This is a genomic window from Pseudoalteromonas tetraodonis, from assembly GCF_002310835.1.
Classification (GTDB): Bacteria; Pseudomonadota; Gammaproteobacteria; order Enterobacterales; family Alteromonadaceae; genus Pseudoalteromonas; species Pseudoalteromonas tetraodonis.
This window is the reverse complement of record NZ_CP011041.1, coordinates 270,386-287,625: the sequence shown is the minus strand read 5'-3', so window position 1 is coordinate 287,625 and position 17,240 is coordinate 270,386. Positions and strand designations below refer to the sequence as shown.

The 17,240-nt window shown below is 41.4% G+C and carries 12 protein-coding genes; 4 read left to right on the top strand and 8 right to left on the bottom strand.

From position 1 onward, the window contains the following. Positions 1-331: 331 nt before the first annotated feature. Positions 332-3,067, bottom strand: coding sequence for a DNA polymerase I (polA, locus tag PTET_RS01315; RefSeq protein ID WP_013463873.1), 2,736 nt, complete (start codon positions 3,065-3,067; stop codon positions 332-334). Positions 3,068-3,577: 510 nt separating this feature from the next. On the opposite strand from polA, the gene elbB reads away from it, so the two are divergent. From elbB to PTET_RS01300, 3 genes are all read left to right on the top strand, one after another. After that, positions 3,578-4,225 carry an isoprenoid biosynthesis glyoxalase ElbB gene (elbB, locus tag PTET_RS01310; RefSeq protein ID WP_028834474.1) on the top strand — a complete coding sequence of 216 codons (648 nt, stop codon included), beginning with the start codon at positions 3,578-3,580 and terminating at the stop codon, positions 4,223-4,225. A gap of 223 nt (positions 4,226-4,448) precedes the next feature. Beyond that, the gene (locus PTET_RS01305) at positions 4,449-4,841 is read left to right on the top strand and encodes a c-type cytochrome (protein WP_016899314.1); all 393 of its coding nucleotides are present in this window, start codon (positions 4,449-4,451) and stop codon (positions 4,839-4,841) included. 174 nt (positions 4,842-5,015) lie between these two features. Then, complete coding sequence (locus PTET_RS01300; protein WP_013463870.1) at positions 5,016-7,580, top strand: bifunctional diguanylate cyclase/phosphodiesterase; 2,565 nt, start codon at positions 5,016-5,018, stop codon at positions 7,578-7,580. 13 nt (positions 7,581-7,593) lie between these two features. Here the strand turns inward: PTET_RS01300 and rep are convergent, their stop codons facing one another. After that, a complete protein-coding gene (rep, locus tag PTET_RS01295) occupies positions 7,594-9,612 on the bottom strand; it encodes a DNA helicase Rep (protein ID WP_016899315.1) in 2,019 nt (672 codons plus the stop codon). Positions 9,613-9,725: 113 nt separating this feature from the next. Between rep and ubiK the strand changes: the two genes are divergently transcribed. Beyond that, a complete protein-coding gene (gene ubiK, locus PTET_RS01290; RefSeq protein ID WP_008112735.1) occupies positions 9,726-9,989 on the top strand; it encodes a ubiquinone biosynthesis accessory factor UbiK in 264 nt (87 codons plus the stop codon). A 48-nt stretch (positions 9,990-10,037) separates the two neighbouring features. On the opposite strand, the gene PTET_RS01285 is transcribed toward ubiK, so the two are convergent. The 6 genes from PTET_RS01285 to ilvD all read right to left on the bottom strand — a co-directional run bounded on the left by PTET_RS01285 (position 10,038) and on the right by ilvD (position 17,218). Then, the gene (locus PTET_RS01285) at positions 10,038-10,682 is read right to left on the bottom strand and encodes an NAD(P)H-binding protein (protein ID WP_028834472.1); all 645 of its coding nucleotides are present in this window, start codon (positions 10,680-10,682) and stop codon (positions 10,038-10,040) included. A gap of 1 nt (position 10,683) precedes the next feature. Then, the gene (gene can / locus PTET_RS01280) at positions 10,684-11,349 is read right to left on the bottom strand and encodes a carbonate dehydratase (protein WP_024602124.1); all 666 of its coding nucleotides are present in this window, start codon (positions 11,347-11,349) and stop codon (positions 10,684-10,686) included. A 10-nt stretch (positions 11,350-11,359) separates the two neighbouring features. Next, the gene (locus tag PTET_RS01275; RefSeq protein WP_096038095.1) at positions 11,360-12,544 is read right to left on the bottom strand and encodes a methyltransferase; all 1,185 of its coding nucleotides are present in this window, start codon (positions 12,542-12,544) and stop codon (positions 11,360-11,362) included. A 133-nt stretch (positions 12,545-12,677) separates the two neighbouring features. Beyond that, on the bottom strand, positions 12,678-13,661 hold the full coding sequence (locus PTET_RS01270) for an ABC transporter substrate-binding protein (protein WP_033104328.1): 984 nt from the start codon (positions 13,659-13,661) through the stop codon (positions 12,678-12,680). A gap of 144 nt (positions 13,662-13,805) precedes the next feature. Continuing rightward, positions 13,806-15,359, bottom strand: a complete 1,554-nt coding sequence (ilvA, locus tag PTET_RS01265; protein ID WP_013463863.1) for a threonine ammonia-lyase, biosynthetic — start codon at positions 15,357-15,359, stop codon at positions 13,806-13,808. Between the two features lie 2 nt (positions 15,360-15,361). Continuing rightward, positions 15,362-17,218 (bottom strand): dihydroxy-acid dehydratase, encoded by a 1,857-nt coding sequence (gene ilvD / locus PTET_RS01260; RefSeq protein ID WP_096038896.1) that lies wholly within the window; start codon positions 17,216-17,218, stop codon positions 15,362-15,364. Positions 17,219-17,240 lie beyond the last annotated feature (22 nt).

The following is a 17,240-nucleotide window of genomic DNA, read 5'->3' as shown; positions in this document are numbered from 1 at the left end:
CAATAAAAAAACGGCCCATCAAATATATGATAGGCCGATATAGCAAACTGGGGAGAAGCTATTAATACGTTGCATCTTACGATGCATCATCAACAGGATGTCCTACAGGATGAGGACGGGCGGCACTTTACCAAAAGCAAGTGTAAAAATACAAGCATATTATTGATAATCGTAGCGAATTGACGAACCTCTAACGATTTAATACAAACTGCTGTTTAATTTAACTTTTTTTTAACCTGCAAGATAAAGAAAAAGCGCCTAGCGGCGCTTTATGATTCTCTTTTTTGACTCTGTATTTGGCCTATATTAAAACCAGTACAGTAGCGCTAAATTAGTGTGCTTGTTCCCAGTTATCACCTTCGTCAGCTTCAACAATAAGTGGTACATCTAACTGCGCCGCTTGTGACATCAGCTCACAAATCTGTTTGGTATATTGCTCAGTACATTCTGTTTTAATCTCAAATACCAATTCATCGTGTACCTGCATGAGCAGCTTAACTGTATTAGGTGCTTGCTGATTAACCCAAGCATGCACGCTTAACATCGCTTTTTTAATAATATCAGCCGCAGTGCCTTGCATCGGTGCATTAATTGCTGCGCGCTCAGCGCCTTTGCGACGAGCGCCATTGCGCGCATTTATTTCTGGTAAATGTAAGCGACGGCCAAAAATTGTTTCTACATAGCCATTTTCGGCCGCTTTCTCACGCGTTGTTTCCATGTATTCTAAAACACCTGGAAAACGCTCAAAATATTTATCAATATAATGCTGCGCTTCATGGCGTGGTACATCAAGTTGACGTGCTAAGCCAAATGCTGACATGCCATAAATTAAGCCAAAGTTTACCGCTTTAGCTTTACGGCGCATATCTGATGTTACCTCTTCAAGCTCAACCCCAAATACTTCAGCAGCCGTGGCACTGTGAACATCTAAGCCATTAGCAAATGCGCTTAGTAATCCCTTATCTTGCGAGAGATGCGCCATAATACGCAGTTCTATTTGGCTGTAATCGGCAGCCACAATTTTATACCCATCTGCGGCAATAAACGCTTCACGAATACGACGCCCTTCCTCTGAACGAATAGGAATATTTTGTAAATTAGGATCGCTTGAGCTTAATCGACCTGTTGCTGTTACCGCTTGGTGATAAGAAGTATGCACTCGCTGCGTGCGTTCATTGACTATCAAGGGTAACTTATCGGTGTAGGTTGATTTGAGCTTAGATAAACCACGATGCTCAATAATCACTTTAGGCAATGGGTAATCATGCGCTAACTCTTGTAGTACTTCTTCTGCTGTAGAGGGCGCGCCTTTAGGTGTTTTTTTGATAACGGGCAATTCGAGCTTTTCAAATAACAGCACCTGTAGTTGCTTTGGTGAGCTTAAGTTAAACGGTTCGCCCGCGATTTCAAACGCTTCTTTTTCAAGCTCAAGTAATCGCTCACCTAAACGTTGGCTATGCGTGGCCAACATGTTGCTGTCGATAGCAACACCGGTGCGCTCAATATCAGAAATAACACTTACTAGTGGCATTTCTATATCTTCAAACACCGATTTTAGTTTTTCATCCGCTTCAAGTTTCGGCCATAACACTTGGTGCAAACGCAAAGTAATATCGGCATCTTCAGCGGCATAAGGCGCTGCTTTTTCAAGTTCTATTTGATTAAATGTAAGCTGCTTTTTACCTTTACCTGCAATATCTTCAAAGCTAATATTTTTGTGGCCTAAATATTTAAGCGCCAACGAGTCCATATCATGACGGGTGCCTACGCTATTAAATACATAAGACTCCAACATAGTGTCGAACTTAATACCATTTAATTCATAGCCTGCATTGGCAAGCACGCTTTTATCGTATTTTAGATTTTGACCTACTTTAGCTTTATTTTCGTCTGCTAATATCGGCCCCAACTTTTGCATCACAAATTCAAGGCTTAACTGCTCGGGCGCACCGGGGTAATCGTGTGCTATTGGTAAATAAGCCGCTTCCCCTGCTTTAACCGCAAAGCTCATACCGACCAATTGCGCTTTCATATACTCTAAACTGGTTGTTTCTGTATCAAAAGCAAATAGCTCAGCTTCATTAAGCTGTTCTATTAATGTCTCAAATTGGGCCTCAGTTAAAATAGTTTCATAGTGCGCATCTTCAACTTTTGGCAGCTCATTCTCTTGCGTTGGGACTGCTAAATGTGTGTCGGCATCTTTTGGGTTGTCTAGCAATTCAGCTAGCCAACGACGAAACTCACATTCACCGTATAAGGCAATTAATTCGTCTTTATTCGGTGTTTGTAATTTAAAAGTATCAAGATCAGATTCAACCTCAACATCACATTTAATAGTGGCAAGCTCATAGCTTAACGGTAAATGATCAATCGCTTTTGCCAGTTTCTCGCCTATTTTACCTTTTATATCAGAAGCATTATCAATTACGCCCTGAAGCGATCCGTACTTTTGTAACCATTTAACCGCTGTTTTAGGTCCACAACCCTCAACGCCAGGAATATTATCTACTTTGTCGCCCATTAAAGCTAAATAGTCGATAATAAGTTCAGGTCCAACACCAAACTTTTCAACCACAGTTTCGGGATCTGAAATGCTGTCGGTCATGGTATTAATCAAGGTTACATGCTCATTGACCAACTGCGCCATATCTTTATCACCAGTCGATACCAGCACATGACGTTGTTGCTCAGAGGCAATCCGTGCAAAAGTACCGATTACGTCATCGGCTTCCACGCCCTCAATACTAATTAACGGAAAACCCATTGCTTTGATAATACTGTGCAGCGGCGCTATTTGAGTACGCAGATCATCAGGCATTGGCGGACGGTTCGCTTTATACTCACTGTACATATCATTTCTGAAGGTTTTACCTTTGGCGTCAAATACCACCACCATATGTGAGGGATCATATTGTTTGATTAAACTTTTAAGCATGTTTACCACGCCATAAATGGCACCGGTGGCCTCACCCTTAGAGTTGGTTAGATGTGGTGGTGAATGATAAGCACGAAACAAATATGAAGAGCCATCAACTAAAATAAGCGGGTTTTCGGGGATCTGAGCCATGGTAAAATTGGATCCTAAATACAAAAAAGTAATATGAGTGTAAGCATGCCATAAGGCAGTAAATAAAACGACTGTGAATTAATGTGAGTAATCGCGCTACATTTTTAGTAAGTTGTGGATAACTATGTAGATAACACCCACAAGCAATTCATCCGAAGCACCTTGAAATGCCTAGATTAATTTGTAATTTATTGTTTTGTTTAAAAAAAGATAATTCGAGGTTCTTTTTTATTATTTTTTTATTAATGTGGAAAAAGCATTTATACCGTCACTGATTTTATAACCCACCTTAATTATTTACGTCCATTTAAATAACTGGATGAGCATTCTAGCATAATGGATCAAAGATCATAGCGATCCTTTATAATTTTTTTCATGGCTACTAATCACTAAATGGCATATAGCGCATAACAACGTGCTTTGCGCCTAAAAAACGAGCAAATAAATTTTTAAATCGGCTGATTCATCGTGTTAAACTTTATTTAAGAGACTTTAATGGAGCGAAATGATATGAAAAATATAGCTGTAATTTTAGCAGGTTGTGGTGTGTTTGATGGTAGTGAAATTAATGAGGTGGTACTGACTTTATTACACATTGAAAAAAATAATGCTCAGTATCAGTGCTTTGCACCTGATATAGAGCAGTACCACACCATTAATCACATCACTGGTGAAGAAATAGCACAGCCGCGAAATGTATTAGTTGAATCAGCTCGCATCACCCGTGGCAATATAAAGTCACTCGCTGAATTAGACGTTACACAATTTGATGCACTCATTGTCCCTGGGGGCTTCGGGGTAGCTAAAAATCTATCTGACTTTGCTATTAATGGCACTAACGCTAAAGTAAACGAGGCAGTACTTAGCGCTTGTAAAGCGTTTGCGGATGCAAAAAAAGCCACGGGTTACATGTGTATTGCACCGGCTCTATTGCCTTTTATTTATCATAAACCTCAGCTTACTATTGGTAATGATAGCGACACAGCCGAGGCTCTTAGCACATTAGGCGCTGAACACGTAGAGTGTAAAGTGGATGATATTGTTATTGATAAAAGCAATAAACTCGTTACGACACCGGCCTATATGTTGGCACAGTCTATTATGGATGCAGATGCAGGAATCGATAAGTTAGTGCGTAACGTATTAGCTATGAGTTAGTCGTAAGGGCTTTGATCGCATTAAAGGCGTGATGATCCCGTTTTATAATTTAACTATGCGCTAAACCATGTAATTTTATTGAGTTAAGACAATCATTAGTCGTATTTCTAAATAAAATCGACTCTGAGCATTTTATAAATGACTTAGTGGAGTTATAATTGGTTTAAATTCCGTCATTTAAAATCGTGATTGATCACGTTCAAATTGAAGTGGGCAAGGCAAAATGAAAAAACTATCAGCTGCAGCATTACTTGTGCTAGCAACCACCGCATACGCACAGCCATATGATAACTCTATGACTGAAGATGCAATTAAAAAACGTTTAGCGCCTATCGGTGCTGTTTACCTTGAAGGTGAAAAAGTAGCGGTTGCTGCACCAACAGGGCCTCGTTCAGGCGAGCAAGTATATCAAGCGGCCTGTTTTGCTTGTCATGGTACAGGTGCTTTAGGCGCTCCTAAATCAGCTGACGATTGGGCTCCTCGTATTGCTAAAGGAAAAGATACCTTATTAGATCATGCAATCAACGGCTTCAATGCAATGCCGCCACGTGGTACATGTATGGATTGTTCTGATGATGAAATAAGCGCAGCAATCGACTTTATGACTGCTAAATAAAATCAGTCAGGCTAAAACTATAAATGAAAGGCTTACTCACAGTAAGCCTTTTTTGTTTCTAATTATCGATTTTTCGCAGCATAATTAAGATAAATATCTACTTGACGCAAAATGTTAAAAGTGGAACTATAATGATTAATAACTATACAAAAAATTATAACTGGTTAAACATCATTGGAAGATAAACTCATTGTACCGAGTAGCGTAGTGCGCCAAAATAAACGACTAAAAGCACTATTGAAAAAGTACAAACATGCCTACCACCTCCACAATGCCCTGATACAGCTATCAGAGCAAGCAAGTACTGTTGCCGAATTAACCTTACTTTACCCAGCTATTCATGACATTTTACAAAAGTATGTCCCGAGTAAAAGCTTTTATGTGGTGCTTGTTGAGCCGCAATCACAACAGTTGGAACTGTCTTATTTTTCTGATGAAAAAGATGGAATTTCTGTACCACTTAATCGGGAGAATAATTTTGAAGAAGGCGCAACGGGTTATGTGTTTAAGCAAGGAAAGACCACTTATTTCACTAAGCAACAAATGCATGATGCTGCACAGCAAGGCTTATTTAAAGCATTAGGTACACCTGCAGAACACTGGGTAGGCGTTCCAGTTTATCAAGAAAAAAATATTATTGGCGTATTAGCAGCGCAAAGTTACGACACTGAGCAAGGTTATAGTTCGCAACAAATAAACCTACTTGAAGCAATGTCACTTTATTTAGCGACAGCTATTGAACGCGTTAAGAAACGAGAGTTGCTCGAATCAGAAGTAAAACTAAGAACCCGTGCATTAACGCAAAGCAATGATGCTTTAAATGTTGAAATACAACAGCGAAAAAGCGCCCTGCAACGCCAGCAAATATTATTTAAAATTTCAGAGCTGACAACTCAAGCTAAAAACCTAGATGATGCTTATTTTCAAATACACGAAATAATAAAAACCATCACTTACGCAAAAAATCTTTATATTGCCTTGTATGATAAAGAAACGGGCTGGATTAGTTTTCCTTACAGTGTTGACGAATTTCAAGGCAGCACCCAACCAAGGCGCTTTGCAAAAGGGTACAGTGAGCTGGTGATCAGCACCGAAGAAACACAAATAATTCACCCGCAAAGAGCACAAGAGTTATTAGATAGTGGCATTGTAGAGCGTGAAAAACCAATTGATGAATCTAGAAGAGCCACCAGCTGGCTTGGCGCTCCGCTAAAAACATCGCAAGGAGTTATAGGTTTAATTGTTTGCCAAGCTTATAATAATGAACACCTTTTCACACAAGATGATGCAGAACTCATAACCTTTGTATCGCATCAAATTGCCACGGTATTACAAACAAAATTAGCCTCACAGGCGCTGAAAAAGAGCCACCAAGAGCTCGCTTCTCGAGTAAACGAAAAAACCAAAGAGCTAAGCCAAGCAAATTTGCATTTACAGATGCAAATTGATGAGCGTAAAAAAATAGAGCAGCAGCTGTATCACGATGCGCACCATGACTCATTAACAAGCTTGCCTAATCGTAATTTATTTTTAACGCAGCTAGAAAAAACGCTACAGTTTTACCAACGTCACCCTGATGAGCACTTTGCGGTACTGTTTATTGACCTTGATAAATTTAAAGATATAAACGACCAGCTTGGGCACCATGCCGGAGACGAATTTTTAATTAGCGTGGGTCAGTTGTTCTCTCAATGTATCCGTGAGCATGATTTATTAGCACGCTTAGGGGGAGATGAATTTGTAATTTTACTCACTCATTTAACCGAGCCAAACCAAGCTGAAGATGTTGCAAATCGAATCATCAACATCATGCGAAAACCTTTTTGTACAAAAGGTATTTGTGTGCAAAGCGGCGCGAGTATTGGTATCACTTATTCAAAACAAAGCTATAAACATACAGATGAAATTATTAGAGATGCTGATGCCGCAATGTATTACGCTAAAAACTCTGGTAAAAATCGCTTCGAATTATTTCACCCGTTACTCACAGAGCCAATGCTGCAACATGAGTCACAAACATTGCACCATCTTGATGTATTACCTATGACGTTTCGTAGCTCAGATATTATTTCTATGGATGAGCATTATCAATATGCCTCATTATTTGAAGCGTTTGGTGAACACCCTGTACTTGGCTTTACTAGTTTTGATATTTTAAAGAAATTTGCAAGTGATAAAGAACAGCATATAAAAGTAGAACTCCAACTGATTTTACAAGCGTATCAACAAGCGAAAGACTCTGAAATAAGCGTTGCTCTTCTGCCTTGCTCAAGTCTGCTTTTAGAAAAGCATGAGTTCTCTTTATTAACTGCTGCACTAAAGCAGCCATTAAACATTGATCCACTTTGTTTGTTGTTTGATGATCAAGAATTACGTTACGCCAGTGCGCTGCAACTAGAAAACTTAAAACAGCTTAAAGCGCTGGGCTACTCTATTGGTCTAAATAATTTCGCAAAGGATAAATGCGAGCTTAATTTAGTGACCGAGATAGAATTTGATTACTTACTATTAAGCTCCACTTTCAGTAAACGAATATTGCAGCAGGAATGCTATGACTTGCAGCTACAAGGTTTGCTGGCTATCACTAAACTTAAACACATTAAAGTGATTGCTAAAGGCCCGTCAATATTAAACTTCAGAGCCCTTTTAGATAAGCATGGCTTGAACTTGTTTGTTGCCAAACAGCACCCACTTAAAAGCGCGATACGTTCAACACTTATAAGCTCAGAATCAAAATAACGCTAAACACATGCTATTGTGGTTTTTTTAGCATTGCCCTTAAATTTGCAACCCGAGCTTGGCCTTTTTCCATGCGTTCAGCTTGAGTATTAGGCGCTTTTTTGTTTTCAAAGGCTAAGTCATCTTGTGGTAGCTCTTGCACAAACCGGCTGAGCTCCGTTTGCGATGTTTCACCAAATTGACGACGAATTTTAGCATACGTTAAGGTTAGCTCTTGCTGCGCGCGGGTAATACCTACATAGGCAAGGCGGCGCTCTTCATCTACATTATCCTCATCAATGCTTACTTGGTGTGGTAATAGCCCCTCTTCCATGCCTACCATAAATACATAAGGGTACTCGAGTCCCTTTGAAGCATGCAGCGTAAGTAATTGTACTGCATCTGCTTCATCTTCTTCCTCGTTACGCTCTAGCATATCGCGCAGGGTCAATTTACTAACCACTTCAGCTAACGTCATTGGCGGATTATCGGCATCGCCAGTCAGCATATCGGTGATCCAACGGTACAGCTCCGAGACATTTTTCATCCGCATTTCGGCGGCTTTGGCACTCGGTGATGATTCATATAAATAGGCTTCATAATTAATATTTCGCACTAAATCTTTGACCGCTTCTAAGGTATCGCTGCGTACTGCGTTATCCGACAGCTCAACCACCCAACGGGCAAACCCAGCTAACGCATTAAAACCACGTCCTTTTAGTCTGTATCCTAAGTCGTTATCAAAACAGGTGGCAAACAAGCTTTGATGTTTTTCATTGGCTAAGGTGCCTAGTTTTTCAAGCGTCACCGTGCCTATTTCACGCCGTGGCGTATTCACGATTCTTAAAAAGGCATTGTCATCATCTTGGTTCACTAAAAGACGTAAGTAAGCCATGATATCTTTAATTTCAGAACGTGAAAAAAACGACATCCCGCCGCTAATTTTATAAGGTATACGGTTACTCATTAACGACTTTTCAAAACCACGCGCTTGGTGATTACCCCGGTACAAAATCGCGTAATCTTTATAGCTGGTGCGCTTCATAAACTTATGAGAAATAATCTCTGCAACCACACGCTCAGACTCATGCTCTTCATCGCGACAACCAATGACTTTAATTTGCTCACCATAGCCAAGTTCACTAAAGAGCTTTTTTTCAAACTCATGGGGGTTATTTGCAATTAATATATTAGCCGCTTTAAGAATGCGCCCTGCACTACGGTAATTTTGCTCTAGTTTTATTAATCTTAATCCTGGATAGTCTTTACTTAATAGCACCAAGTTTTGTGGGCGAGCACCACGCCAAGAGTAAATTGACTGATCGTCATCTCCTACCACAGTAAAGCGTGCACGTTCACCAACCAGCAATTTTACTAATTGGTATTGGCTGGTATTAGTATCTTGGTATTCATCCACCAGTAAATACCGAAAACGCTGCTGCCAACGTTCACGTGAAGTGGCGTTACTGCTTAAAAGCAGCGTGGGGATCATAATTAAATCATCAAAGTCGAGTGCATTATAAGCGCGAAGTTGGTTTTGATAGCGTGCGTACAATTGAGCGAACAAGGCTTTTTGTGGCTCTCTGGCTTCGCGAATAGCTTGCTCTGGTAAAATGAGTTCATTCTTCCAGCTACCAATTTGCATTTTAAGTAGATTAAGTAAGTCTTTGTCTTTTTTAAGCTCATCTTCGGTTAAATCACCGAGTAGTTGATTCGTATCTTGGTCGTCAAACAGCGAAAAACCAGGCTTAAAACCCAGTGTTTTTAACTCTTTTTTGATGATTTCAAGCCCGAGTGTATGAAATGTAGAGACCCATAAACCTTTAGACTCTTGCTTTCCTAAGGTTTGCAAAACCCGCTCGCGCATTTCTTTAGCCGCTTTATTGGTAAAGGTAACCGCCGCAATATTACGCGCTTGATACTCACACTTCTGTACTAAGTAAGCAATTTTGTTGGTGATAACTCGTGTTTTACCCGAGCCTGCGCCAGCTAATACTAAGCAAGGACCACTAATGTACTTTACCGCTTCATCTTGTTTAGGATTGAGTTTCATAACGACCAGCTGATTGCAAAAAGACGGGCAATTTTAACGTAATCACTACAATACGCCTAGCCAATAAGGTAATATTAGTTATTATCATTTTAGGCAACAGGCAAGGGACGACTATGATTAACCCAGCAAAACTTGAAGAAATTGCGAAACAGATCACTAATAACATGCCACAAGGTGTAAAAAACCTGGCTGATACACTTGAAGGTAAAACCAAGCAAGTGTTACAAAATAAGCTTGCCGAAATGGACTTTGTAAGCCGTGAAGAGTTTGATATTCAAAGCCAAGTGCTGATCCGCACCCGTGAAAAGCTAACTGAATTAGAAGCAAAAGTAGCGATACTTGAACAGCAATTATCGGCAAAAACAGACGCAGAATAATAAATATAACGCCATAGACGAACCTGCTTTATGGCGCTAATCACTCAGTTATTCAAATAGCTCGTCGAGCACATAGTAACCCGTTGCTTGTTGCTGCTCTATGCTCACCCTTAGCAATTTATTAGCTACTTGCTCACCGGTTATTGGTCTATACCGTTTGAAGATGCCAAAACGCGTTAACAGTGGCAGTACCACCTCACCTAACTTTTCTGCAATTCTAAGCTCTGATCGCTCGCCGACTAACAAAGACGGTTGCAATATACTCAAGCGCGAAAAACCAAGCTGCTTTACCTGCTGCTCAAGTTCCCCTTTGATTTTTAGGTAACGGCTCATGCTATGCGCATTTGCGCCACTTGATGACACCAAACAATAATGAGGAACACCGTTATTGGCCGCCATTTGCGCACAAATAAATTGGTATTCAAAATCAACTTTACGCTGTGCTGCTGCGCTTCCAGCTTGCTTTAACGTGGTGCCTAAGCAGGAAAAAAACACGTCACCTTTGAATAACTCAACGTAATGTGTCAGGTTCTCAAAATCAATAACATGGCTAGTTAATTTAGGATGAGAAAAGTCTAATTGGCGGCGCGATAAGCTCACTACTTTCGTATAGCAAGGAGATGCTAACAGCTGTTGTAATAACTGGCTGCCCACTAAGCCGGTACTGCCGATTATTAACGCCGTTTTAGCCATATTAAGCGTGACTACCCGCTGACTTGTTCAGTACATGGTGTACTGCCTTTTTATAGCTAGTGCATTCTTCTTCAGCGCAGCTAACTACCGACTCTAAATCATGCAGGTGACCGTTTTCTAATCCATATACCCAGCCATGCACTGTGAGCTCTTGACCTCGTAACCAAGCATCTTGAACAATGCTAGTGCGCGATACGTTACGCACTTGCTCAATCACATTAAGCTCAATTAAACGATCAAGACGCTGTTTTTCTGGTAGAGCATTAAGTTGCTCTAAATGCTTTTCTTTTACATCACCAACATGGCGTAGCCAGTTATCAATAAAGCCAAAGCGATCTTCGTTTAATACCGCTTGTACACCACCACAACCGTAGTGGCCAACAACCATAATATGTTTAACTTTTAATACTTCAACCGCATACTGCATAACCGATAAGCAATTATGATCTGTGTGCACTACCACGTTGGCAACATTACGATGCACAAACAATTCACCTGGTAATAAATCAACAATTTGATTAGCAGGAACTCGTGAGTCAGAACAACCAATCCATAAATATTCTGGATTTTGTTGCATCGATAAAATTTTAAAAAATTCGGGATTAGCTTCGCTCGTTCTAGATGCCCAGCGTTTATTATTTTCTAGTAGGTTATTTAAATTTCTCATTACATCTCTTTTAGGTCGAGGGCGTTAAACTGGCTAAAATTAAAATATTACGGGGTGTTAATTGCTTCTCACAAAATGTACTAACACTGACGTTATAGCCTTGCTGTTGCAAATATAAAGCACGATCGAGCACAAGCCAAACTTCTATTGCTCTTCTAAACACATGTCGAACCAGTTCAACTCGCTCGGTTATCTTTTTTCGCGCCTGCCCAATCAATAAAAATTTATTGTAATCAATATCTTTTGGCAGTTTTAAGGCTTTTTTATCTGCCGCCCACTTACAAAATGATTCAAACGAATCTGAAAATATTGCTTTATTCACTGAGGGCACACTAACATACGCCAACTCACCGGTGAGTGACTTTCTTAAAGCATCAAACCCGAGTCGCCACTCAACTTCTGTTTTTCGTACTTTGCCCACTCGCGATGGAGCCGTGACGGTTTCTTGCAAGGCGAGTTTTAAATCTCGATGAGTTAAATTAAGCGCACTTCGCTTCGCCTGTTCGCTCATTGCTTGATAATTATTCTCGGTAAACAAGTGATAGCAACAAGGTGAAAAACTAATTTGTGTTACTTTGGCCGCACTGGCTTGATGCATAAAAGTTTGATGTAACGCACCGCAGGCATGTAAAGCAACGGCATGGGTTTGTGGGTTAAAAAAATCCTGAGTGTTATCTGTGAGTACATCAGCTTGGCTAAATTGCATAGCAAGCCCCTGTTGCTGCGCACTTTTTTGTCCTTGCTCACATAAGTGAGATTGTAGCTCAATACTGTGCACGCTCGGCGCACCATTAAAAGCTAACATTCGTCCTAAATGGCCTTTGCCTGCACACCACTCTAAAATAGGCTGATCATTGGCAGGTAGCGCACCAACAAAGTCTTGTAGCTGTGTAAACTTTCGTCCTTTAATACCGTTACTAATCCAAAACGGATAATCCGTTCGACTGCTTGTTATGACAGGGAGTGAAGCTAATTGGCTTAATTGCTCAATACCGGGTATGTAAGGTGAAAAAAACTGATAAAGTTGCGCTTGATCAGTATCTAACTCAGCAACGTCCAGATCAGTTAAAGCAGTTAGGGGGTCGTGTAACTCAGGCCACGGTAAACAGTCAAAATCAAACGCAGTACATTGCCAATACGAGCGCGTATTCATCAGTAACGAATCGAGGGCAGTAAATTGCTCAGTTAAGGTCATAACAGCTTAAAATATTAAAAAGGCAATAAATTATACCAGTACACTCGCGCCTAATTAAGCGGTTATTTTTTTAACCTCGCAGAGCAAGGGGATTACTTAACTTTCCCACCTTTTCTATTGGTTAAATTAGCCATTAGCGTGCTTTGAACATTAACCGTAAATAAAGGGGAATAGAAATAATACTAATAATAATGGCCGCAATCAGCATCCAAGAAAGCTGCAACGTTTCTTGTTTTTTATATTTATAAATAAAATCGGCTTTTACTTCGTCAAACTTTGTTTGGTCAATCTCATATAAATCAGCAATTAAACGCCATTTGGCCATCGACATATTACCCACATTGGTGCTTGGCGGCGCAATATAGTCTTTTAGCACTTCGGCCTCATAAGCTAATTGATGAAAACTACGTTCAGGGGCATAAAACTGCTGAGTAATGGCGATGGCTTCATCCATATTCATTACCGCATAACGCCACCCTTTTAAACTCGCTTGGTAAAACTTTTCTACCGTATCGGGGTGGTACTTAATCATGTTATCACTGGTAAATAAAATATCTGCGTATACGTCCATACCATAACGTTGTGGACATATAAGTCGATGAGCAATACCTTGCTGATCCATATAATAAGGTAAGTCGGTAACATAGACTTCGATGGCATCTATTTTATTTTCCATCCATGCTTTTTGTAATTTATCGCCTTTGTATATAGCCAACTTTTCGGTATTTATACCGCTGCGCTTGAGCATAGTTAACAACTCAGAATTGCTCTCTTTACTCACTTCACTTACACGTTTATTGACAAAATCACGGGCATGAAAAATATCAGAACTTTCTTTGACCATCCAGCAATAAGGAGAAAACTGTAATATGGCAGCCATGGCGACAAAGGGTTTACCTGCAATACGCTGCTGTAAAATACCAGAATGCGCAACCCCAAACTGGGCTTCACCACGCTCTACCGCGCCAAAACTATTGGGTCGTTTTTGATCTGCAGGCACAATAGTAACGTCTAAACCGGCCTCATCATAATACCCTTTTTGCTGAGCCATATAATAGCCCGCAAATTGAAATTGATGTGTCCACTTTAATTGTAGTGTGACTGATTCCTGCGCCATTAACTGGCTACAAAAAAGGCAGGCGCTAATTATCATTCCTTTAAGTAACAAAGAGAGTTTCCAAAAAACGTAGTGATTAACGTAACTATATGTAAAGCAGCTGATAAAGCAAGCATCCACAGAAGATGCCTGCTTAAAATAGGATTATGCTAAGGCGAGCTTTTCAAGCTTTTCTGCTTGAGGTTGTGTGGTTAAAAACTGGGTGAAACACGGGTTATGGGTTTCGTCTTGAACACTGTAACCTAGGCGGTTTAAGTGCTCATTAAACATCTCATATTGACTTGGCTCAATAGCAAAACCTGCCAATACATTACCCGTTGAACCGCCATGATTACGGTAGTGAAATAAAGTGATATTCCAATTACTACCCAGTGTATCTAAAAAGCGCGCTAATGCACCTGGGTACTCTGGAAACTCAAACCGCAGTAAGCGTTCATGTAGCTGCTCTGGCGCTTTACCACCAACCATATAGCGTACATGCAGTTTTGCTAATTCGTTATCTGACAAGTCGCAAAACGAATAGCCATTATCGGTTAGGCTTTGTTTAAGCTCCTCAAGTTCTGCTAATCCTTGGCGCAGTGCAATACCAACAAAAATTTGCGCCTCGCCAGGCCCCGCATATCGGTAGTTAAATTCGGTAATAGCGCGCCCACCTAAAGAGGCACAAAACTGTTTAAAGCTACCGCGTTTTTCATCAATTGTTACCGCTAATAATGCTTCGTTCTTCTCACCCAATGCAGTACGTTCAGCTACATAGCGTAAGCGATCAAAATTTAAATTAGCACCAGACAAAATAGCCGCTAAGTTTAACCCCTTTAAACCCGACTGCTGAGACCATTTTTTAAGCCCTGCAGTTGCAAGTGCGCCTGAAGGTTCGGCAATAGCACGGGTTGATACAAAAATATCTTGCATGGCAGCACATATTTCATCATCTGACACGGTCACCACTTCATCGCAAAACTTTTGCGCCAGTCTAAATGTTTCGCTACCAATTATTTTTACGGCAACACCATCGGCAAAGCTTCCTACTCTTTCTAGCTCTACAGGCTCTCCCGCTTCCATGGCAGCTTTTAAACAAGCGCTTTCATTAGCCTCGACCCCAATCACTTTGATATCTGGGCGCAGCGATTTAATGTATACCGCCATACCCGCCAGCAATCCGCCGCCGCCAACAGGAATAAATACCACGTCTAAGTCGTTCAGCTGTTGCATTAGTTCACGGGCAACTGTGCCTTGACCAACAATGACATCGGGGTCATCAAATGGAGGGACAAATACGCCGTTTCGCTGCTCAGTTAATTCAAGCGCATACGCCTTTGCGGCATCAAATTGATGACCATGTAACACGACTTCCCCACCCAATGCCCTTACCGCATTAACCTTAATTTCAGGCGTCGTTACGGGCATAACAATGGTGGCTTTATGCCCTAGGTGTGAAGCACTCAGCGCCACCCCTTGAGCATGATTGCCTGCCGATGCGGTTATCACGACCGAGCCCTTTGGCAGCTTATTTAATTTATTAAAAGCACCGCGTAATTTAAACGAGTACACCGGTTGCTGATCTTCACGCTTTAACCAAACATGATTACCTAATCGTGCACTCAATTCGGCCATTTCACTCACCTCAGTCACCTTAGCTAAAGGCTCCATATTGGCTTGGATAATAGCGCGAAAATAATCGAGTTCTTGAGAAACCATACCTAACTAAGCTCCTCCAGTTTGGCTAAATCACGCACCGCACCTTTATCAGCACTGGTTGCAAGTAGCGCATACGCTTTAAGCGCAGATGACACATAACGATCGCGGTTAAGCGGCTTATAAGCTTGTTTACCACGAGCCAATTGTTTTTGCCTGCGAGCTTCGAGTTTCTCATCGCTTAATGCTAAAGTGATTTCTCGAGTAGCGATATCGATGATAATTTTATCGCCATTTTCAACATAAGCTATCGCGCCACCGCTGGCTGCCTCGGGAGACACATGGCCAATTGATAAACCTGACGTACCACCCGAGAAGCGACCATCGGTGATCAAGGCACATTTTTCAGCCAAGCCTTTTGATTTTAAGTAGCTGGTTGGGTATAGCATTTCTTGCATGCCTGGGCCGCCTTTAGGGCCTTCGTAACGAATTACAACTACATCGCCGGCTTTTACTTCGCCATTTAAAATCCCTTCTACAGAGTCATCTTGAGACTCATAAACAACAGCAGTGCCTTCAAAGTGCAGCATTTCATCGACAACGCCGGCACTTTTAACAATACAGCCATCAACCGCTAAGTTACCTGAAAGTACCGCCAGACCGCCATCTTGACGAAATGCATGTTCAACACTGCGAATACAACCATGTTCACGGTCATTATCCCCTTCGTCCCAACGGCAATCTTGGCTCATGGCTTTAGTAGTACGAATACCAGCGGGACCCGCGCGGTAAAACTTTCGCGCCACTTCGTTATTAGGATCCGTTGCATCCCATTTTTTTACCAGCTCACCCATGGTCATGCCGGCAACATGATTAACCGATAAATCAACCAAGCCGGCTTTACCAAGCTCGCGTACTATGGCCATCATGCCACCAGCGCGGTGTACGTCTTCAATATGGTATTGCGCGGTAGCTGGGGCAACTTTACATAAAAACGGGGTTTTACGTGAAAGTTCATCAATGTGTGACATATCAAAATCAACGCCAGCTTCTTGTGCCGCTGCGAGTAAATGTAATACCGTATTTGATGAGCCGCCCATGGCAATATCAACCACCATAGAGTTCATAAATGCGGTTTTATTAGCGATGGCACGAGGCAGTACGTCTTGGTTATCTTTTTGGTAATACTCGCGGCATAAATCAACGATGCGAGCACCTGCTTCAACATACAATTGTTTACGGTCTTTGTGGGTCGCAAGCGTGGTACCGTTACCCGGCAGCGCAAGGCCTATTGCTTCTAATAAACAGTTCATTGAGTTGGCAGTAAACATCCCTGAACACGACCCACAGGTAGGGCATGCAGAGCGTTCAACTTGCTCTGAGTCGGCATCACTTACCGATTCATCGGCACCTTTAACCATGGCATCTACTAAATCGAGTTTAATATCGATATTGGCTAATTTAGTTTTACCCGCTTCCATAGGGCCACCCGATACAAAAATAACCGGTATATTTAAACGCAGCGCCGCTAACATCATCCCAGGGGTGATTTTGTCGCAGTTTGAGATACAAATCATCGCATCAGCACAATGGCCATTGACCATGTACTCTACCGAGTCGGCTATTAAATCGCGCGATGGCAGTGAATAAAGCATACCGCCGTGCCCCATGGCAATACCGTCATCTATGGCGATGGTATTAAATTCTTTTGGAACACCGCCCGCTTGGGTGATGGTTTCAGCCATTAGTTCACTGAGCTGATTAAGATGCACATGCCCCGGCACAAATTGTGTAAATGAGTTAACCACAGCAATAATTGGTTTACCAAAGTCGGTGTCGGTCATGCCTGTTGCACGCCATAATGCTCTTGCGCCTGCGCGTTTACGTCCTTCAGTAGTCGTTGCACTTCTTAATTTAACCATAGTTACCTCAGTATTTGCCGCA